General features: G+C 37.3%; 17 protein-coding genes. 8 read left to right on the forward strand and 9 right to left on the reverse strand.

Translation table 11 applies throughout. From position 1 onward, the window contains the following. Positions 1-5: 5 nt before the first annotated feature. Positions 6-1,388 carry a cytochrome c oxidase accessory protein CcoG gene (gene ccoG, locus I6F10_RS01780; RefSeq protein ID WP_197098307.1) on the forward strand — a complete coding sequence of 461 codons (1,383 nt, stop codon included), beginning with the start codon at positions 6-8 and terminating at the stop codon, positions 1,386-1,388. Positions 1,389-1,414: 26 nt separating this feature from the next. Here the strand turns inward: ccoG and I6F10_RS01785 are convergent, their stop codons facing one another. From I6F10_RS01785 to I6F10_RS01795, 3 genes are all read right to left on the reverse strand, one after another. Beyond that, the gene (locus I6F10_RS01785) at positions 1,415-1,834 is read right to left on the reverse strand and encodes a hypothetical protein (protein ID WP_024600461.1); all 420 of its coding nucleotides are present in this window, start codon (positions 1,832-1,834) and stop codon (positions 1,415-1,417) included. 144 nt (positions 1,835-1,978) lie between these two features. Beyond that, entirely contained in the window at positions 1,979-2,902 is a 924-nt protein-coding gene (locus I6F10_RS01790; protein ID WP_197098309.1) for a M14 family metallopeptidase, read from the reverse strand. Between the two features lie 114 nt (positions 2,903-3,016). Next, positions 3,017-3,754, reverse strand: coding sequence for a hypothetical protein (locus tag I6F10_RS01795; protein WP_197098311.1), 738 nt, complete (start codon positions 3,752-3,754; stop codon positions 3,017-3,019). A gap of 282 nt (positions 3,755-4,036) precedes the next feature. On the opposite strand from I6F10_RS01795, the gene I6F10_RS01800 reads away from it, so the two are divergent. Together I6F10_RS01800 and I6F10_RS01805 are read left to right on the forward strand one after the other, a co-directional pair. Further along, on the forward strand, positions 4,037-6,886 hold the full coding sequence (locus I6F10_RS01800) for a UvrD-helicase domain-containing protein (protein ID WP_197098313.1): 2,850 nt from the start codon (positions 4,037-4,039) through the stop codon (positions 6,884-6,886). 126 nt (positions 6,887-7,012) lie between these two features. Next, a complete protein-coding gene (locus I6F10_RS01805; RefSeq protein WP_197098315.1) occupies positions 7,013-9,283 on the forward strand; it encodes a putative bifunctional diguanylate cyclase/phosphodiesterase in 2,271 nt (756 codons plus the stop codon). A 77-nt stretch (positions 9,284-9,360) separates the two neighbouring features. Here the strand turns inward: I6F10_RS01805 and I6F10_RS01810 are convergent, their stop codons facing one another. The 3 genes from I6F10_RS01810 to I6F10_RS01820 form a co-directional block, all read right to left on the reverse strand. Next, positions 9,361-9,759 carry a hypothetical protein gene (locus I6F10_RS01810; RefSeq protein WP_197098317.1) on the reverse strand — a complete coding sequence of 133 codons (399 nt, stop codon included), beginning with the start codon at positions 9,757-9,759 and terminating at the stop codon, positions 9,361-9,363. 1 nt (position 9,760) lies between these two features. Then, on the reverse strand, positions 9,761-10,675 hold the full coding sequence (locus tag I6F10_RS01815; RefSeq protein WP_197098318.1) for a zinc dependent phospholipase C family protein: 915 nt from the start codon (positions 10,673-10,675) through the stop codon (positions 9,761-9,763). Between the two features lie 96 nt (positions 10,676-10,771). Continuing rightward, positions 10,772-11,359 (reverse strand): hypothetical protein, encoded by a 588-nt coding sequence (locus tag I6F10_RS01820; RefSeq protein WP_165722340.1) that lies wholly within the window; start codon positions 11,357-11,359, stop codon positions 10,772-10,774. A 262-nt stretch (positions 11,360-11,621) separates the two neighbouring features. Between I6F10_RS01820 and I6F10_RS01825 the strand changes: the two genes are divergently transcribed. Together I6F10_RS01825 and I6F10_RS01830 are read left to right on the forward strand one after the other, a co-directional pair. Next, complete coding sequence (locus I6F10_RS01825) at positions 11,622-13,259, forward strand: cyanophycinase (RefSeq protein ID WP_197098319.1); 1,638 nt, start codon at positions 11,622-11,624, stop codon at positions 13,257-13,259. A 103-nt stretch (positions 13,260-13,362) separates the two neighbouring features. Then, complete coding sequence (locus I6F10_RS01830) at positions 13,363-13,611, forward strand: hypothetical protein (RefSeq protein WP_007580368.1); 249 nt, start codon at positions 13,363-13,365, stop codon at positions 13,609-13,611. Positions 13,612-13,684: 73 nt separating this feature from the next. Here the strand turns inward: I6F10_RS01830 and I6F10_RS01835 are convergent, their stop codons facing one another. From I6F10_RS01835 to I6F10_RS01845, 3 genes are all read right to left on the reverse strand, one after another. Next, entirely contained in the window at positions 13,685-14,440 is a 756-nt protein-coding gene (locus I6F10_RS01835) for a DUF1266 domain-containing protein (protein WP_197098320.1), read from the reverse strand. After that, a complete protein-coding gene (locus I6F10_RS01840) occupies positions 14,424-16,535 on the reverse strand; it encodes a CDC27 family protein (RefSeq protein WP_197098321.1) in 2,112 nt (703 codons plus the stop codon). Before I6F10_RS01840 ends, I6F10_RS01835 begins: the two co-directional genes overlap by 17 nt. Before the next feature lie 88 nt (positions 16,536-16,623). Next, complete coding sequence (locus I6F10_RS01845; protein WP_197098322.1) at positions 16,624-18,282, reverse strand: Hsp70 family protein; 1,659 nt, start codon at positions 18,280-18,282, stop codon at positions 16,624-16,626. A gap of 561 nt (positions 18,283-18,843) precedes the next feature. Between I6F10_RS01845 and I6F10_RS01850 the strand changes: the two genes are divergently transcribed. From I6F10_RS01850 to I6F10_RS01860, 3 genes are all read left to right on the forward strand, one after another. Next, positions 18,844-20,223: a tyrosine-type recombinase/integrase gene (locus I6F10_RS01850; protein ID WP_331461818.1), complete on the forward strand. Its 1,380-nt coding sequence runs from the start codon at positions 18,844-18,846 to the stop codon at positions 20,221-20,223. Further along, the gene (locus tag I6F10_RS01855) at positions 20,204-21,085 is read left to right on the forward strand and encodes a hypothetical protein (RefSeq protein ID WP_197098323.1); all 882 of its coding nucleotides are present in this window, start codon (positions 20,204-20,206) and stop codon (positions 21,083-21,085) included. Before I6F10_RS01850 ends, I6F10_RS01855 begins: the two co-directional genes overlap by 20 nt. Before the next feature lie 72 nt (positions 21,086-21,157). Then, on the forward strand, positions 21,158-21,343 hold the full coding sequence (locus I6F10_RS01860) for a helix-turn-helix transcriptional regulator (protein WP_008132011.1): 186 nt from the start codon (positions 21,158-21,160) through the stop codon (positions 21,341-21,343). Positions 21,344-21,345 lie beyond the last annotated feature (2 nt).

Below are 21,345 nucleotides of genomic sequence, written 5' to 3' on the forward strand. Positions count from 1 at the left end.
GTACTATGAAGTTTGATATAAAAGAAGAAGACATGATCATTAAGCCCTATAACACCGAAGGGCCAATTTATATCCGCGAGCAAAAAGGATTTTTTCAGCGCATACGCCGTAATTTAGGTTGGCTGTTAATGCTAACTTTTATTGCAATACCGTGGATTCAATATAACGGTCAACAAGCTGTGCTGCTTGATGTGGCAACGCAAACCTTTACTATTTTTGGTTTAACACTCCTTCCTCAAGATTTTATGATTTTAGCGCTGCTATTTATGGTGGGGGCTTTTGCATTATTTTTTGTAACTAACTGGCTTGGTCGGGTTTGGTGTGGTTATACATGCCCGCAAACAATATGGATGCTCATGTTTTCGTGGGTAGAGCAACGCATAGAAGGCACTCGAAATCAGCGAATTAAATTAGATAAATCACAGTGGACGCTAAGCACTTGGCGAAAAAAAATAACTAAGCACAGTGCGTGGATTGTTATTTCAGTTTTAACTGCCACCTCATTTATGGCATATTTTATTCCGGCAAAAAGTTTGTATATGGAAATGCTTACGTTTGAGTGGTCAGGTATTACGAGCTTTTGGGTGTTTTTATTCGCTTTTTGTACTTATGGCAATGCAGGGTTTTTACGTGAAAAAATGTGCACAATTGCTTGCCCTTATTCTCGTTTTCAAGCTGTTATGTTTGATAAAGATACGTTGCTTGTTACATATGATAACGAGCGAGGTGAAAGCCGAGGACCACGTAAACGCAAAGCTGACCCCAAAGAGCTTAACTTAGGTGACTGTGTAGACTGTAACTTGTGTGTAGAGGTATGCCCTGCAGGAATAGACATTCGAAATGGATTGCAATATGAATGTATAAATTGTGGCTTATGTATTGATGCCTGCGACGATACCATGGAGAAATTTGGTTACGAGAAAGGCTTAATTAAATACGCCAGTGAGAAACAAATGGAAGGTAAAAAAACTAATCCATTTAGGTTAAAGCTAGTAGGGTATGGCGCATTAACGGCTTTGTTAATAATATCTATGTTTGCATGGATGCTGCAACGTACACCAATAGAAGCCTCAGTACTACGCGATAGGAATGCGCTTTATAGAGTGAACTACGAGGGTCTAGTAGAAAACCCTTACACACTTACTATTATTAATAAAACGCAGCAAGCACTGCATTACAGTATTGCCATAGAGGGTTTGCCTGGGGCAACGCTCTCAAGTCCGAAATCTACGCTTGTACAACCGGGTGCGATGAAAAGAGTCCCCGTTACTGTAACAGCCGATGGTTACGATATTGAACGTAAAGTGAGTAAGTTACAATTTGTTGTAACAGCGCAAGAAAACGCCAGCATTACGATAACCAAAGACAGTCAGTTTTACAAAAACTAAGATTGATAAAGCAAGATCAACAATTTTTATATCAGTTGGCCTTGCTTACTTTTTAAGTTGTGAGAAATAAACTGTTTAGCGCTATCTAAATCGGTAAATAGGCACTCACTAAAATTAACGTTTCTTTTTGCGCACTCTAAAATGCGTTTCATTTGATTTATAGCGATAGCTGAAGTGAGTACAAACGCACTACTCAGGCAGTTATTTGCTTTCATTAAATGGCTAATATCTATCATCTCTTTTTCTGCCTCAGGCGTTGCAGCTAAAACATCAAAAGAATCACTAATATAGGCCCAAGGCTGATTGTTGAGTGATTTTATTTTTTCGCATAGTTCAATTTTAAACGCACGAAGAAGCCCTGAGGTGATGTATCCCGCAAAGTGAGCGATAACAACGTTATTTTCAGTGTAAAGGCTTACCTGTCCATATTTGTTTTTAAACCCCAATGTATACTCCTTGAATTTGAGGGAAGGCTAACCTTATACCTTTAAATTCAATAAAACCAGTTCTTTTGGGTTGTTTTTTGTTATCAGATTGTTTCTTTGCCGGGCGGGTACTTAATTTAATGAGTACCCGCTCTTTAATAGTGGTTAATCTTTTGTAGAGGTTGTAATGTAATTTAGCGCGCTAGTTATAACCGCGACTTGTGCCAAAATACATTCTTCATCGGTGGCAGTTGGGCTATCTGGGTACACTTCGGTAGTGGTTACATAGGGTGCATCAGTAAAGCCCATACATAAACCTAGCTCTCGAGCTGCATAGTTAATTACACCAAACTGCTCTTGAGGTACGCCTATTAGCTGGTTATTTTCATCGCTCGGTGCAATATGAGTGACCTTTGCAACGCTTTCTATAATGGTCTTTTGAAATTCCGGCTCAGGCTTTTTGGTATCTGCAACTAAATAAAACCCGTCAGGTATGTTCCAGTTAGTATTTGTAGTGCCTTCACGCGCAGCGAGTGCGGGTCTAAATTCACTGTTATCGCTATTTGTTGTTTCGTGTAAATCAATATGAGCGATTAAGTCAGTACCTAATGATTTTACAAACGCCATAATAGCTGCTGACTCTTGAGCTGGGCTGCCCTCATAAAATGAGCGGTTAGGATCAATAGCATCTGGGTTCCAACGGTTTATTGTTTCATACCCCCAAGGGCTAATGCAGGGCGCAATTATAATATTAAACTGTTCGCAATATTGCATAGCTGATGTTTTAGCAAACCTAAGTGCGCCATGTACGCCACTGGTCTCGTAGCCATGCACACCACCGGTGATTAAAACAGTTGGTTTATTAGTATTAAAGTTAGGCGTTTTTAATATATATAATGGGTAAGTGCCAGCGGCGTAATTAAGCTCGCCGTATTGCTCTATATCTAAGGTGTTTTTAAGGTCATTAATTAGCGTTACGACTTCGTTTTGGTAACTGCGTTTAATGTTTTGGCGTGCTAACCACTGGGCTTTATCGTTGTTATTCCATTTTTTGCCAGGTGTGCCAATAGGGTATGTGCTGTTAGTCATAATAAACCTTTATATCAATTTTTATTAACTCCCCTATAAATAAGGAGGGCAATTACAATTGGTAGAGTTACTTAATAAAGGTGTAGCTTAACGCTGAGTAAATTAGCGTGCAAATTAAAACGTTAATGTCATATTTTTTATAGCGCGCGATTGCTGGGATTTAATATAACTTTGGTTTGCGTATTCACCCGAAATACTACCGAATCGATCGCGTTTTACACTAATCGTTAAATCACACTTTTTACTTTGATCTACTTGCGAGCTGCTAAACATATCTAAACTTTGCAAATCTATTTCAAGGTAAGAAGTGTTAAGCGCAAAAAGTGTTGATTGTAAAAGTGTTTCATTATTATTGTTAGTACAGCTACTGCTCAGTTCTACTTGGCTAGTACTATTAGGATCAGTGCCATCTAACTGGACTGTAAGGGGGCTATGAATATCAAAATTTTGATCGTTACTTGGGGTTAAAATAATAAAATTTAAAGGCAACTCAACGCTCGAATTAGCATTTATGCCATCGTCCCGTTTAAATTTTATATCAAACTGTTGGTTGTCGTCAGTGGCATTTATATATGCTTGGTAATCAACGTCTAAAAAGTCGGTATCTTTTGTAAGTACAATAGCGGTGCTATTAACAACAGCTTGTAATGAGTCGCTATCGCTTAAAACAATGTTAGAGCCATTAGCGTCGCCTGCATTTAGTTCTGCGTTAACACGCGTGCGGTTACCGTCAGAAACCAGTTCAAAACCTGCCCAAATACCTTTTGTTTTTACTAAATCCGACTCTGTTTCTGACGTGCAAGCGCATAGTGCTAAAATTAAAGCCGTTGTGGTAATGCATTTTTTAAGCATGTTAGCTCCTTTAAACCACTAAATTAGGCTGTAAATAATTGTTTAATTAGGGATATACCTAACAATTATATGAAGTATAAGTTTGTATGTGTGCATTGTTACACAACACGCTATCTGTAAATGTTTAAATTTGTTAACGGTTGTAAATAAATTATTAAACGCTAAGTTTTAAAAACTAACTTACTAATTAAATTGTTTGCTAAGTAAGCATCGAATTAGCGCTAAATGTATTATAAAAGAGTATGTTACAATCAGGTAAAGCATATCTTCATATTGAGTATTATGGCGCAGTATATTGCTACCCCAAGTTGGCTAGGCCGTTTTTTTACCCGTATTAAACACGTAACTATTGAGCAAGAAGATCTTGTTGTTCATTTTAGAAGTGCTCCCGCGCGGACATTTTTAATTAAGGACTTTTATAATTACTCAATACTTAAAAACCGTTTATTTAGCGCCAAAATTAATTTGTGCGACAGTAGCAATACATCAATTAGTTTTTTAAACAAAGCACAAGCGAACACTTTAAACACAGCCCTTAACACGCGGTTTTCAGCCCTGCTTGAGCAAAAGGTAAATAACGCAAAGATTTCGCTCAAGCGCTATGCTTTAGATGAGTTTTTACGTGATAGTTCCATAAAAACACTTAATAATGATGTGTTTTTGCTTACCAAGCAGTACGCTAAAAGTACAAGTGTGTGGCAACAACACTTATCGCCAAGTAGTATTAAATTTTTAAATATACTGAGCACCACACCCAATACTCACGATGCAATTGCACAGTTGCGCCATAAATATGAAAAAAAACAACTAACTCTTAAAAATGACTTTTTTAATCAAGTAGAGTCAAATCCATTAACAACAGAGCAGCGCTTAGCAGTAATACGCGATAACGATAAAAATTTAATATTAGCGGCAGCAGGCACAGGTAAAACATCTGTGATGGTAGCAAAGTCTTTAAATTTAATAGCCTGCAATATTGCCAAGCCTGAGCAAATTTTGGTGCTGGCCTATAATAAAACAGCAGCAAATGAGCTTAAAGAGCGTTTTATTAAACGCGCCACGCATGCAAAATTGCATACCAAAGAACCCACTATTTTAACGTTTCATGCGCTTGGGCTTAAATTACTACAAAGTGCTAAAAAGCCAATCGAATTATCAAAATTTGCAACTGACCCAGTTCAATTAAATAGTTGGTTAACTGGGTGGGTAAGTAAAAAAATACAAACCGAACCACAGTTTTTAAAAGCATTTTTAGATTTACTCCATGAGCCGATTGATATATTTAGCTTTAAAGATAATGCACAGTACGAGCGGTACGTACGCGATAACGAATACCGTAGCCTTGCGGGTCATAAAGTAAAAAGTTATCAGGAAGTGCTTATTTCAAACTGGCTGCATTTGAATTGCGTACCGCACAGTTATGAGGTGAATTATCACTTTAGCCAAGGCGCAGAGCTAAGTGGGCAATACCAACCAGACTTTTATATACCTCAATATGATATTTACCTAGAGCACTTTGGCATTGATAGGCAAGGGAATACACGTGCCGATATAGATAGAAAACACTATAACGAGCAAGTTGCATTTAAGCGCAAACTGCATAAACAAAATGGCACCACCTTACTCGAGACCTTTCATTACAACTGGGTAGAAGGAAAGCTAGAGCAAGCCCTCGCAAAGCAATTAAAGCAGCATAATGTTGAATTAACACCTTTAAGTAACGACGAAATATTTCATACTTTAAATAACTCAGGGCAGTTACAGCAAGGCATTGATAAGTACATAAAATGTTTACAAGCTATTCGAGTGGAGCAACTAAGTAATAAGCAAATAGCGCAGCGCATCAAGCAAAGTGGTATTAAAAATTACCAGCAATATGCAAACTTGTTAGTGCAAATTCATGATGCTTATATAAATGAACTAAACGCGCAAAGTGCCATTGATTTTGACGACATGATTATTCAAGCAACAAAGGCGATAGTAAGCGGAGATTTTAATATTGTGTGGAGCCACATTTTAGTTGATGAGTTTCAAGATATATCAAGCGCGCGTATGGCTTTCATAAATGCCATATTAAAACATGGTAACGGAATACGCTTTACTGCGGTTGGTGATGACTGGCAAGCAATTTATCGGTTCTCGGGTGGTAATTTAGCGCTTACTACACGCTTTAATGAATTAGTGGGCAGCTACTCACTTACTATGTTGCAAAAAACATTTAGATATAACAATAGTATTAGTGATGTAGCAGGGCGTTTTGTAATGCAAAACCCTGAGCAATATAAAAAGCAGATCAGCACACATACACAAGTAACCACACCACAAGTTATTTTATTAGACGATTTATACCAAGGTACTAAATCGATAGAAATGAAAGTACAACAGAGCATAAGCACTATTCAAAAAAATGATGCATCAGCGAGCATTGCCATACTTAGTCGATATAGATACATGTTAAATAGCGTGCAGCAGCATTTAAAAGATAAAAAGCATACAAACTCTCTTTATTTTTGGACATTGCATAGTGCCAAAGGGCTTGAAGCCGATTACTGTATTATTATTGGTTTTGAACAAGGTAAATTAGGGTTTCCTAGCGATAATCAAAATAATGTGCTGGTGGAGGCGTTATTACCAGAGCAAGATGAATTCACTCACTCAGAGGAAAGGCGTTTGCTTTATGTAGGTATTACTCGCGCTAAACATAAAGCGTATTTAATTGCAGACCCTTATGCATGCTCAGCGTTTGTAAAAGAATTAGTAAATGACAATTATCCCATTCAAATCGCTTCAACGTTGTTTAATAAGTCGCAACTAAAGCAAAGAGAGTGTAGTACGTGCAGCGACGGTTTAATAGTGCCAAAAACGGGTCAATATGGTGATTATTATAGTTGTACTAATACGCAAATTTGCGAAACTAAATTACGAGTGTGTAAAAGCTGTAGTGGCCCATCGATTGATAAAAACACGTACTCACAATGTGTGAATACAGAGTGTAAAATGCAGCACCCAATTTGTGAAAAGTGTGGTCGCGAAATGCGTAAACGCAAATCTAAGCACGGTGAATTTTTAGGGTGCAGTGGTTTCGCTCTTAAAGAAGATAACTGTAAAAACACTCGAAAAATGATTGTTTAACGGCTAACAGGTAGGTTTACACTTGTCTATTTTATAGAACTATGTAAATAGAAATTACATTCATTAGATTGATTTTAACAAGCTATCAATGTCTAATAGAAGAATGAGCTTTAACTGTTGTTTATTATGCATTTTTTCAATAGATTCTTTTTATTAAATGACCATTATTCAGCCCCTGGTCAGGTTGCTAATTGGCGAATAAGTGCACTGCGCATTATTCTATCATTAGTAATGGTGTTATGTTTTGCTGTGGCGTGCCACACGTACACAAGCGCTATTGAATTTAACTTAATTTATATTGTTGTATTAACAAGCAGTTTTCTTGCTACTGCATGTGGTTTACTTATAGCAAGTAAGCGTTTTTATCACTTTAGCGCTCATGCACTTTTAATAGCCATTGTAGCTGCTAGCGTGTCAATGAACTTATTTTTAACAGACCTAGAGCTTGCTAAAGTGGGCTCTATGTATATGTATTCCTGCCCGATAATAGCACTTATGCTACTTGGTTATAGAACAGCCCTTGCTTATGGCGTATTAAATATTGCGCCGTTTTATATGATCATCAATAACGTTGATGTCTCGGGTTTAACCGGCATAGCTCAACAACTTCCCGACGCTGACTTATACATTACAGGGCTTATATTTTTATTTTTTAACATTTGTATTCCCCTTGCTGTGGCGCGCACAATTGTGGCTGCTAAGCGTTTAAACAAAACAATGATAAGCGCTAATACACACCTTAAAGATAAAAATGAGCTTTATCGAAGCCTGTTCACCGAATCAAATAAAGCTAAAATTATTGTTGACGAAAATCTTGTCATTACTGATTTTAATCAACATGCTATTGATATGTTTGGTATAAAAAAAGAATTAAAAGAAGGAAGCGTTAATCTTTCTCATTTATTTCCGGCCTTAGTTTTTGACGACTCTAATGCTCAAAATAAAATTGTGAAGTACAAAAAAAGTTATTTTAAAGCCAGTTATCAGCAAATAACAATGAGTACAAACTACCGTGTATATGACTTTTACGATTGCACGCAAGAGCAGCTCATTAAACAAAATTTATCGATGATGGAACAAGAAAATAAACGTTTACGCTTTAGAGACTCGCAAACAAAACTACCTAATAGAGAATGGTTTGAGCTGCAATGCGACAGATTAACAAGCAAATACCAAAAAGGTTTTTATATCGTTGTTGCGCAAAGTGCAAATAGTGAATACTTAAATTTGAAGCTCACTAAAGCCGACTCTCAAGCATTACTTATTAACGCGTACAAGCGTTTAAAAGCGATGCCAGATGGGCCGCTGTTGTGTGCTCATATAGGAGTAGGAAAGCTTGCTTTTATAATTGGCGCAAACTCGCAAAACGAGCTAGAAGATAAGCTATTAATGCAAATAAAAAATACATTAGATAAAACATATAATGTATTTGGTACTAAGTGTCAGCAATCATTTTTATTTGGTTTTGCAAAGTATCCTGATCATGGAAAAAACAGCGCAACAGAACTTAGCAATGCATGCGAAGCACTTAAACTAGCAAATTGTAATATGGCCCTTAGTGGTTATAACGAAAAACAATCACAAGCTTTTATCGAAAAATACGAAATTTCAATGTTATTAGATGAAGCGCTTCTGCAGGGCGATTTGTCGGTGCACTATCAACCTAAAGTAGATGCAACGGGTCAATGTATAGGGCTTGAAGCCTTAGCGCGTTGGAACAGTCCAATACTGGGTAATGTGTCGCCAGTGGTATTTATTCCTATTGCCGAAGAATACAGAATGGTCAGTAGGTTAACCGATCTGATTATTCAAAAGGTGTGCGCTCAAATTGCCGATTGGACTAAGGCGGGTTTACCTAGTGTGCCGGTGGCAATAAATATATCTCTAATTGATTTTAGCCAAACCGATTTTATGTCAAAACTGGTTAAATACCTTGCCGACTTTAACGTAAAGCCACCTCAAATAGAGTTAGAACTGACTGAAACTTCTCTTGAGGCAAACCAAGCGCATTCGCTAAAGCTTATGCAAACGCTGCAATCGTGGGGTTTTACTATTTCGGTCGATGATTTTGGGGTGGGTTATTCTAATATTGCACGCCTTGCCGATTACCCTATTAACAAGCTCAAGTTAGATCGCTCATTAATAAGCCAAGTAACGAGCTCTACGCGTCAAAAAAGTTTAGTTAAAGCGGTGCACGTTATGTGTGAAGAGCTTGATATTAAGTGTGTAGCCGAAGGAGTAGAAACCCAAGAGCAAGTAGCAATAATGACGCAAATGGGGTGTAAAGAGTTTCAGGGCTTTTACTTTGCGAAACCAATGCCAGCCGAAAATTTTGCAGAACATGTTAGTCGCCATGGCTTAGTGTTTAACCCTAAAGAGATGACGGCTCAACTTTAAATGTATTTAGTGGGCACTATATAGAACATATACACCTAAGGTATGTATGTTCTATAAAACTAGCTGGGTTTTATTACCTAATTACAGAGCTGTTGGGCGTTTATGGTTATTTCGCACTGGTGAATAGCCTCAGCTCCCCAATGCTGTATATCTGATTGAGCAGTGCAGCCTGCATCTTCAATTAAAGCAGTATTGGCATCACATAAGAGTAGCACTGCGTTATCATCTTGTATGTTCACGATAAGCGTGTATTCCCCAAAGGGTGCAAGTTTGCTTAAATCGTTATTAACAGCAGCTTTTAATAACTCATCAGTTGTAGAGTAGGGTGTTTCACTAAATTTTAATGTGCCATCAACGGCTGTAGCAATATCTTTTAATTGCGAGGCTAAGTCGGCCATCGCTTCTGGATTGTTATTTTTTGAAGTGTAGCAACCGCTAAGTAATACTATGAGGCTTATACAAAGTAAGTGTTTCATTTTATTTGCTCCATACCGTCATCCTGTTGTGTTCATCGTAGCCTGTATCTAGGTTCCAATTTTTAATTGCACTGTAATCAGTATCTAAAAATACGGCATTGGCAATAATGGTTATGTAGTGCTGAATATTGCTAACGGCAAAGTCAAAAATATCGTTGTAATGCATAGGCTCGTGCGGCGTTTTTAGTTGTTCAATAAAAGTGGAGTCTACTTCGTTTGGGCGAGGATAAAACAAACCTAAATCAGCAGCAACATGGCGTGCACAGGCAAATAATCGATAGCTTTCTTCAACATTATTTACTACAAGCTGAAAACCGTTATGCCATGAATTAAAGTTAGGAGCGTGTTGTGCAGCGTAGCTTGGGTGAACCGTTAATAAAGCATGTTGCCAAATTTTTGCAATATCGGTATCAAAATTATCGTCTTTGTTAGTACAAGATCCAATATTTTGTTGCACGCGGTCAGCATAACCTAACTCACCTAAATTTAAACGCTGCCAAATAAATGCATCTTGGTTCATTTCGCAGGTACGGTGCGCCGTTTGATTTTGCTCATACGGGCCTACTTTTAATTCAACAACCGGATGCACTGTTATATCCGCAGCAACATGGGCCATATAACCGCATAACCAAGCAAAACACTTTTCAAATGCTTCACTTTCAAGTGTTTTGCAGTATTCAATCATGGCTTTAAGTAAATCGCCTGTGTGCTCATAGTGCATTAGGTCGGCCCACGCATTTTGGCTAGGCTGCGCTACTGCTAAGTAAGGATAATCGGGGGCTACACAGCCTAGTTCAAGGTATGCTTGGCGTTGGCTCAAAATAAGTTTTGCCTTTTTAGGCATATCCATTTTAGCGAGTGATTTGGTTTGCGTTGCAATATTAACGGCTGTGATGTGCGCAAAAGCACCTGGCATTGTCATATCCTTATGATTTATTAATAGGGGGACAGATTAACATTGAGAGGGGGTTAAATAAAGCCAAGTGAAGTGCTTGTGAGTGTTTAAAAGGGACTAAATTAACTGTTCAATTAGTTGTCCATCTTCGTACAGCTTAGCATATTGGCGTTTATGTTCTTCAAACAGATAGGCGCGTAATTGCTCTTGTCCGCTATGAATCTGAGTGATTTTTGCTGCAATCCCTAGGCTACTTTGCCTAACGGGTTCTACATCTATCGATATGCTTTCTTTGTTGGGTAAGGTAAAGCTCATGTGCTGTAATTTTTTTAAGCTCTCTCCACTTTTTAATGGTTTTAAAAATATTCCAGTACTGGAAATCGATTCAATATTAAAACCTTGGCTTTTAATATTTAGCTCACTCCAGCGCCAACTACGTTGAGTGCCCTTTGTATCAATTACTTCTGGTGCGCTTAAAGTGGGGTTAATTACACCTAACTCATCAATTTTTAATTGCAAGGGAAACCAAAGTTGGTAATTAGCAACTTCAGCAAGCAAAGTTAGATTAGCGTGGGTAAAAAGGTGAGCAATACTCGCGGGTATAGAGCTTTTCATTGTAAGCATATGATCGCGAGGGGAACGTTGTTTTGTATTTGGTTTGAATAACTCAGCTAAAAAATTTACCTCTTCATTAGAAAAGTCCATATTTCACCCTAGTTACATAAAACAATGCACCACCGTAATTTAAACAATGAATTTGATCAATAAATGCTCTGTTTAAATTTGTTTAGTTAATATTTACAAGGGCAAGTATGTAAGCTAAACAATTTATTTAAATGAAGTGCTTAACGCTATCGCTTTTCAGGGGCTTGAATTATTTAACATTTATAAAAATATATTTAGGCTCAAGTGGCTAGCTGTTAAACTACAACATATTAGTTTTATAATTTATATTAGAGTTTACATTATGATATGTGCATTTTTACGTGATCAACAGCCAAAGTTACTAGGTATGTTAGTGGCATTGTTTGGTGTTGGATATTCAATAAATGCAGTGGCTCAAGAGCAAAACCAAACTTTAATTTTAGTGGGGTCAGAGCTTACTACCTGTACTAGCGCAAAGCTTAACAATTGCCAAAAAGAGACTACTATTGATGGTAAGTCACATAATTTATATGCTGTTAGCAACGCTCAAATAAAAAACATCACGCAGCACTGGCCTAATAATAACGTTGAGGCAAAAACGGCTGTATTAAAAACACTTAAAACCTTGCTAGGTAAATCGTCAAATAGCGTATCTAAAACAGATTTATTATGGCTATGGCGCGATATAAATAACCAGCAATTAGAAAGCCTGACTCAGCAAGAATACAACTTTGTATTTGATATGCTAGAAGTGCCGCTACTTGATAAAAGCGGTGAGCGCTTAAAAGAGCAAGTAAATACCGATTTTAATATTGAGGTCGCGACTAATAGTATTTTACAATTTGTGTCGGGCAGTTTAAAAGTTAATAACGCAAAACCCACCATGCTTGCTATTACGGCATCGAGCCGCGACCCTTATGAGTCGGCAGATGTAGCGCAGAGTCTTTTAGCACAATCAAATATAAACACTCAATGGTTAGCACTAACGCCAGCATTTGCTAAAGCGATTACGAGTAACTCGTGCGATGAATTACCCGCTCTCAGAAATACATTAATGAATGTGTATAACCGGGAAGCAATTTATCCAGAGTACACAAAGGCCGAATACGCTTTATGCAAAAGTGGCACTAATGCACTTGTATCACTTATTAAAAATAGTACCGGTGTGATGTTTAATAGCGGTAATGCAGCATTAACTCACAAGGTATTATTTGATCAAAACAATAATCCATACCCGTGGACGCAAGCATTGCAAACTCGCCCAGTAATTGTAGGTGAAGGAGCGGGCGCAGCAATCCAAAGTAAAGTGACGGGCATGCTTACAAATACGACAAGCCTTGAGGCACTTCGTAAAGGTGAAAATAACACTAATGCTGGTGGACTTGGCAGCTTTAATTTTGGTGTACTAGATACTCAATTTAGCGAACAAAACCGTACATTTAGGCTCGCAGCAGCGTTAAATAAAAACGAAGTAAAAAATACTAAAACAGAGATTCAACATGGTTTTGGTATTGATGAAAATACGGCTTTGGTTGTTATTAAATCATCAGAAGGTAGTTTAATAACCGTAATAGGCAAAAGTGGTGTAGTGCATTTAGCTAACCAAGGTAAAGCACAACCTGAGAGTAAGAGCTATAGCTACTCGTATTGGCCTACAAGCAGTGTAATTGAAATTACCAATAACACGTTTACTCTAAGCGCACGCACAATAGATGAAGCGTTACCCGCTATAAAAATACCTCCACTGCCAGTGCAGCGTTTTAGCTCAATTTTAACAAATTCAAAACTGCGCTCACTTACTCAAGCGATGTGCCTAAGCCAAGAGCAAAGTGCGGTAGCCCAACAAGATGAGTTTATAATTAGCCTTACTGCAACGAGTGACACACAGTATCATCGCGTTAATGCAAAAGAGTTTGGTTGTGCGCTAAGCAATTTAGAGTTAGCTATAAAGTCGATTTAGTTACTAACCTGAGCCAAGGGTTTAAGTTTTTGGCTCTTCTCTATAAAATAGCCACCATAATGATTTAAAAGCCTAGCCAAGGCCTTACTAAAAGAGTTTTAAAATGAATAATGAAAATGACGTAATTGATACTTTAGCCGAATTAGAAAGCTTTTTAATAGATGTCGAAAACGGTGGTTTTGGACTTAAAGGTGTTGCCGGTGTTGGCATGGCTACTAATAACAAAGATGGCAGCCGTTTTGTTGCTGTGTTTGACGATAATCAAAAGCTACTTTTAGCACGCATGATTACAGAAGACGTATTCCAAACAGGGCAAGACATGGTACGAAATGGTGTAGGGCGCAAGCACTAATATTAACTTTACTGAATAACGCCACTGTAAAATGCGTTATTCAGTAAGTATTTATAAAATCAAAATATTGAAATTAAAAGTACATTTCCCAATCTAGTTGGCACCATGGGTGCTCGTCATCAGCTAATATACTTTGTAATGTAGCAGCCGTATCATTTATTTTTTCAAATAAATCATGGCTAAAATTAAAGTCGGGGTTTGGCTCGCTGTACGTTTCTTGAGTTGTAATCTTTTGCCATATGCACCGACCAACTACATAACTAGTTGCATATTCTTGCCAGCTAATAAATAAGGTTTGTGCCAGTTTTCCAATAGGCTTAAGGTAATGCCATGCTTCTTGTTCGGTTAAAAAATTAACGCTAACACCACAACGACATAAAAAAGCATAGCGGCCAATATCAAAAGCTCTAATACCACAACGAGCCAGTGAGAATTTATGTATTCCTGCCCAGTCCGACATAATACCTATAGGCGTATTTTGATAGGCAGTAGATTTATTCTCAATGTAGTATCTTGCTAATAAATCATTTCTGGTGAGTTCAGCCATACAACTCATGAAAACTTGGCTATTTGATGTGTTATAAAAAACATTTAAAGTTTCAATTAATTCTTCTTTTGTTGTAACGCCATAAGCATTATCTAAAATACTTAAATTACCGTTAACAACTGACTCATCAGTGTAGTTTTTATTGTGATGCTTTAAGGTATTCAATGAATAGCCATTTTGCATTGAAAGGTGCCCTGAGAGGCTAATAAGCCATAATTTTTGCTCTGAACTTAAAGCCGCATCATCCGTAATTACACAAGGTACTTCACTTTGATTGTGCATCTACAATCTCCTTTGTTGTTTGCAGTTTTAGGCATATCTCATTGTAATTAGGATGCATTGGTTGTCCATGTTCAACGAGCTTTTCACAACACTCCACTGCAAATTCAAGTGAGTATATCCCAAGCCTCTGATGTCCGTATTTATCTGCGGCTAATATTAATATGGGTATTGCTGCATCATATTGATCTAAGGCAGCTAGCGATCGCCCTTTGTAATAGTAGGTTTGTGGTAAATTAGAAAACTCGTTAATCGTGATGTTTGCGAGCTTAATACAGGTATCAAAATCATCTATATCAAAAGCTATGTGAATAAACTTTAAGCTCCAACTTGGTTGGTGTGTGATTTTTGGCATAGCTTGCTTAATAGCATAAATAGCGGCTTGTTTTATTTGCTTCACAATCGCTTTATCTTCGAAGTTTGCCAATTTAGCCATTAACGCATGTAGCATTGCCCAAGCATATTGCTGTTTATAGTCTAAATCAGGATAGAGGGTGTAACCCATGGGTTTATTGGGTTTTCCATCATGCTCAGTCGCTGGAAGATCTAATGTTTTGAGTTCTAATTGTGAGTATATATTCTCTTGTACAGAGCCTAGCACGCGAGGGGTTTTATAAAACTTGTTAGGAGATGGTTGTATTTTTTTTGCGATAGTTTCCATTATCAAATTGAAATCAATTGAGTCTGGGCAATATATAAATAAATCAACCAGTAGTGGCCAAGGATCTATCTGTTTTTGTAAATGTAGATTCATAAAGGCGATAAAAACGTCAAATGCTTCATCTAAGCGTTCTAGCTTAGCAAGGCATAAAGCCTGTAAATAATTGCAATCAGCTTGAAAAATTAGAGGGTATGTTTGAGTCGTTATTAAGGCATCTTGGTAGCGACCATTTTCAAATTGTAACGTCGCTATTTTAAGAGCGTTACTTTCCTCATTTTTTTTAAGATCTTTTATGTAGTATCGACGGGCGATAATCAAAGCAGAGCGAAGGTCTATATCCTCAGGGCTAGTATAAAAATAAGAGTTTAAATACGTATATGCTTTTTCATAATTTTTAAGGTGCAAATAACACAGACCAATCTCTTTAGTCATATTCATCGCATAAAAACTTTTCATAAGTTCTCGCTGCGCAAGATAAATAGTGAGTGCTATATCATAGTTTTTAAGCTTAAATTCTGCGTGTGCTTGTAAATCTCGCAGCTGATCTATGCTTGCATCTGTAGGCTCTGGCAATGAGGCAAGTAACTTACTAATTTCTGTATATGCACCCAATGTCCATAAATAGTTAGCAACATAAAGATAAAGTGACTCGTCATTATAAAATACCAAATTAATTCGCTGCATAAGCGTAATTAGCTGCTCAGCTGTAAGCTTAGAATATATACATTGCTCTTCTATTAAGTTACGTAACTGAAGATGCTGCTGCAGTTGTTCAAAGCTAATATTGTGATCAATGTTAGATAGGGCATCGATTCGCAGTGGTAGGCTCTGAATATAATGATGCAGTGCAATAGCAAGTTCACGGTAGTGATTATTTTTATTGGTTACTAACTCACTAGAGATTTTCATACTCTCATCTAAAAATTTAAATACCGTGGCAGATAAAAAGTAATTCTCTGAAAAGAAATCAATTAAAGTAAATGAGACTTGCTGACTTTGATCGACATCCCAAAATAATGGCGACGAAAATAATAACTTCCATTGTTCAACATCGCTGCGAGATAACACATTACAATATAATTCATTGAGTGCTGCTTGCAGCTCTGAAATAGAGCGAACACAATTTAACTCGATAGGTTGAGGCTTAACTATTTCAACTTCTGTAGGTGCGGGAGAGGGCTCTTCTTCATCAAAAAATGACTCGTCAACAACGCCTTTTTTTTCGTGCTCATCTTCAAATACTTGATTGGGTGCTGTGTCTTCATTTTTAGCAGGTCGTTTAGCCTCTTTAATAGCTAACTCATATGCTTTTCGTAAATCTTTAAACTCTTCGGGAAACTCTGTTGGCGATGTTTTTTTTAGAATCTCTGTATAAGCGAGTTTAATAAGGCGTTTATCTGTTGTGGCTTCAATGCCTAATATTTTCCAATGGTTCATTACTTCACTCTTTATTTAATGCATGTAATTTTTTAACTGAAACTATTTTTTATTAGTTAACTTTAATAACTAACTTTAATAGCTAATTTTAATAACTAAGATAGCGCTTTATATTTTCGATCATACGCTCTATTTTGTGGTTATCGTGTGTTTCTAACACTTCCATAAATTGACCAATCGCCTCGCCAATCTCTCGCCTTTTATCGCCTAGATTTTCTTGGAATAAACGCTCTAGCTTTGCTTTAAATGCAGTATTTACAAGTTTGTCTTTAGGCAAAACCTTAAGTGCGTTAAGTCGTGAAAAACGTTCACGTAACTCACTTTCACTTAAGCTTTCTTCATTTTCGCCTAGATAAGTGCGGTATTTTTTGTCACTTGCAACATTAGTTACTTCAACTTCAAGTACACCATTAAGATCGTAGGTATATGTTAAATATAACTCTTGTATTATATTTAACGGCTCAAGATTTATTTCTAAATCGCCTAAAAACACATTATCTTTAGGGAGATAATGTTCACCCTGATAAATTTTAATGAGTACTTTTTCTTGTTCAGGGTGAGCTGAATAAACAGAACGAGTTTCGCTGACAGGAATCGTCGCGTTACGTTCTATAATAGGCAAAAACTCAGACTGACCATGTTTGTTGTTTACCTCCACGCCTAAAGTGAATGGGCAAACATCAGTCATTATTACGTCTTTCAATTCTTTAGCACGTGCGCTCATACCTGCCTGAATTGCAGCACCAGTAGCGATAGCATGGTCAGGGTTATATTGAGTTTGCGGTATGCGTGAAAACACACGGCTAATTTGCTGTTGAAAAATAGGCATACGCGTAGCGCCGCCAACAAGAATAAGTCCATCAACGTCTTCAAGTGTTAAGTCAGCGTCAGACATCGCACGGTTAATAGGAAACTTAATTCGCTCAATTAACTCGCTACACAATGTACGATAATCTTCCAGAGTGAGGGTATATGAATACGTTTTTTCTTTATATTCAAAATTAAAGCTGGCTGTTGACTCGTTAGTTAATTGGCACTTTAAACGCTCGCACAACGACCAAATATTACGTAGTTCACTATCTGAGAAAAAACCTTTGTACAAATCGTTTTTCTTATAAAGATCTTCTTCAATAACGTTCGTAAAGTCGTTACCGCCTAAGTAGTTATCACCCGATGAGGCGTGTATTTCAAATATGTCGTTAAATACCTCAATAACCGACACATCAAATGTACCGCCACCAAGGTCCAGTACTAAGTAAGTTTGCTCACAGTCTTTATTATCGAGCCCATAAGCGAGTGCTGCGGCTGTGGGTTCATTAAGTAATCGCTCAACTTTAAGGCCTGCAAGTAAAGCCGCTTGTTGCGTTGCTTGGCGTTGTTTATTGTTAAAATAGGCAGGTACCGAAATAACGGCTTCAGTAATAGGCTCTTGTAAATAATGTTCGGCTTGCTCTTTAAGGCTTTTTAATAAAATGGCTGATAGTTCAGTTGCGCTATACTCTTGCTCGCCCAATGAAAAGGTTTTATCAGTGCCCATAAAACGTTTAAATTCACAAATTGTGTGTGCGGGGTGGGTTGCTAATCGATCCCTAGCTGCTTGGCCTACAAGAATATAATTGTCTTCCGACAAGCCAACAATTGAAGGAACGAGCACATTACCCTCCATATCTGGAATTAACTTAACCGCGTTATCTTGCCATATTCCCACTACGCTATGAGTTGTACCGAGATCTATCCCTATTTTCATTTTATTTCCCTTACTGAATGACTTAAATCATCGCTATGCTAAGTTACTTAATACAGAGCCTTAAATTCAATTTAGTTTTGCATCGACGTAATTATACAGTTTAATTAAAAACCTATTATTAATATCTGATTGAAAATTATACGCTTAACTTTATTTTATTAAAATAGGTAGCGGTTCTTGATGAGAGCAAAGAGGTCTTTAAAAGAATACATATTGGAGAGGTGCAAGCAGATTAGTATTAAGGTTGATAACAAAAAAATATGGATCTAGATATAGAGTATTATCGAATTGCTGGAAGTAAAGTTTACTGATGGTTAGGTTTAGATTAACGAAGATTGTTATTTTTAAAGGAATTAATTGGTCGGTATGGAGAGATTTGAACTCTCGACCCCTGCCACCCCATGACGGTTTTAGCTGTTGTATTTAAAGTTAAATTCAATCTTAAACCCTTGTTTATAATTGATTTTAGCTTCTCGTGATTTCAGCAAGTTTCTAAAAATCAAGTTACACTGGCTACACATTGGCTACACGCTCGGGTTCAATATTGCAGATTTAACTTCAATAACACAAGCTAAACTATCGACATTTAAAAAAAGTGCAAAACCGCGACAACAGTTAGGATGCGACAAAATTTCAGGGTTTTTCTATCTTAAGCTTTCTCAGGGTGGCGCATGGCGATTGCGTTACACCGACTTACTTGGAAAGCGAAGAACAGCCACAATAGCAGACGCGAACATAAAACCAAGCCAAGCGGCAGCGGAGGCTATTTCATGGAAGGCTAAATTAAGAGAGGGCATCGATCCGCTTTCATACAAAGAAGGCTTAGCGCAATCACAACGCGAAGAAGAACAGCTAAAAGCAGCCAATGTATATTTAAAAGTAGGTGAGTTTTTTGAGGCAATCTATACCCCGCATAAATTAGATAACTACCGGTATGGCGCAGGTACATTAAAAGTAATTAAACATAATTTTGATCACTTGTTTAACCGTGAAATGGATAAGCTAAATAGCGCTGATATTTTACAGTGGTATAACAAACGCAGGGCTAAAGGCATAAAGCGCTCTACCTTAGTTCGCGATTTTGGCGCGTTCAAAGCTATGCTTAATTATGCTGCTCAACCATTAAAAGGTGTAAGTGAGCCTATTCTTAAAGTTAATCCAATTAAAAGCATTACTTTGCCAGCTTTAACCATTAAAGAGCAAGATGAGCTAGAGGCGCATAATGAGAAGCTAAGCCACCAGCGCGATATATTCAGCCAAGAGGTTAAACAGCAAATAAACACAGGTTTAGCTCTTTACACTGAAAAGTTAAAACGTCAGAGGCGCTCAAGCATAGCCCACGGCAAAAGCCACCTTATTAATTTAGATAACTTAACTTACCCACACTGGTTTATTCCTTTTTGCCATATTGCACGTTTAACGGGTATGCGCCCATCTGACATATACGCTTTAAAATGGGAAAACTTACTGTTTAATCAATTCAACGACCAAACCACACTTATTTTCACACCTAGTAAAACTAAAAAAGCAGAGAACAGCCGAAAGATTAAATTTCCTGTTACTGGAGAGTTAAAGCATGTATTCGATAGCTGGGCAGCACAACAAGAACAGGCTAAACATGGCTTAATATTCAAATCAGAACGCACTAACAAAACTTTAGAGCGTAAAGCCCATTTAAGGCATTGGAAACAAGTTAAAACACTAGGTGGAGTGTTAGAGGGATTAGATTTTTATTCGTTCCGCCATAACTTTATATCTGGGCTGGTGGCGCGAGGTGTGCCAGTTTTAACAATTGCGGGCTTAGTTGGTCATAAAGATGGTTCGATGATAGCGGCTAATTATTTGAGACATGATGAAAGCAACTTAACAAAAGCTTTAACTTTACTTGAAAGCAATTGGTCAACTCCGGAGGAATATAGAAATGTTAAAAAGAGCAATTGAGATTAATAGAACCAATACCTTAACAGCCACAGATTTACTTAAAGAAATAAATATCAATTTGGAAAAGCTAATATCAGTTGATCAAAAAGTTGAGTATCAATCATATATGACTGGCCACAAAAGAAAGCCAAATAAATATGAAGGTGTGATAAAGAGGCACAAGGTACATTTCGAAAGGCTCGAGTTAAGGAACTATGTAGATACTATAGATTCATTTGAATATAACTGGTTACAACTAGCTGCTGAATTTGAGGCAGTTTTACTATCATCAGATTTACCTGTAATTATTCGTCAACCATATATTGACGATGCAAAGTATAAAGGCTCTGTTTCGGATAATGAGTGGGCTAATTTAGTACACAGTGATAAGCATAATATTTATATGGATTTGATTGCATGCTTAGTGAGCGAGTTTCCTAACAATCATAAAGCATACACTGCGGCGGAAGGCTTGAAGGAGTTAGAGCATGCCCTAGAGTGTCATAAGAACGGGCATTTTTCCGGTGCTTGTATAAATATTATGAGGGCTGCTATTCATTTGAAAAACTTAGAGCGACAAAAATTTGAAGCTTACGAGCAATCTGGTAGAGCGCAACAGGACTCAGGGCGAGCTGTTGGAAGTAATAAGCGAAATTCACCTTACGAGTTTTTTTTTCCTAGGTTACAACAAATTTCTACAGAGGTTAGAAAAAGCCACCCCATTAAAACAAAAGCAGATTGTTATGGGTTGATTGCTGAGAAAGCCAATAAGGAATTTAAAGAAAAACTTAATAATGAAAATCTTGCTAAATTTACAAACAAGCAAATAAAAGAGTGGGTAAGATCTAAAAAGTTTATTTTAGAAAGCAGAGTGAGAAAGTAGGGGGAACAGGCCTCTTCTCCACCTTTTTTAATCATAAGATTATTTCAACAAGCAACCATGAGGTAAAACGAAATGTCTTTAAACAACTCAAACCTACGATTACAACAAGCTGCTGAGTACCTTGGGATCAGCAAGGTTTCACTTTATCGCCTCGGGGAAAATGATCCAACCTTCCCTCGAAAAATTCATATTACTAGCCGCTGCTGTATTTATCGCAAAGCAGATTTAGACGCATGGCTTGAAAGTAAGGAGGCGTAATC

This window comes from Pseudoalteromonas sp. SWYJZ98 (genome assembly GCF_015864495.1).
Classification (GTDB): domain Bacteria; phylum Pseudomonadota; class Gammaproteobacteria; order Enterobacterales; family Alteromonadaceae; genus Pseudoalteromonas; species Pseudoalteromonas distincta.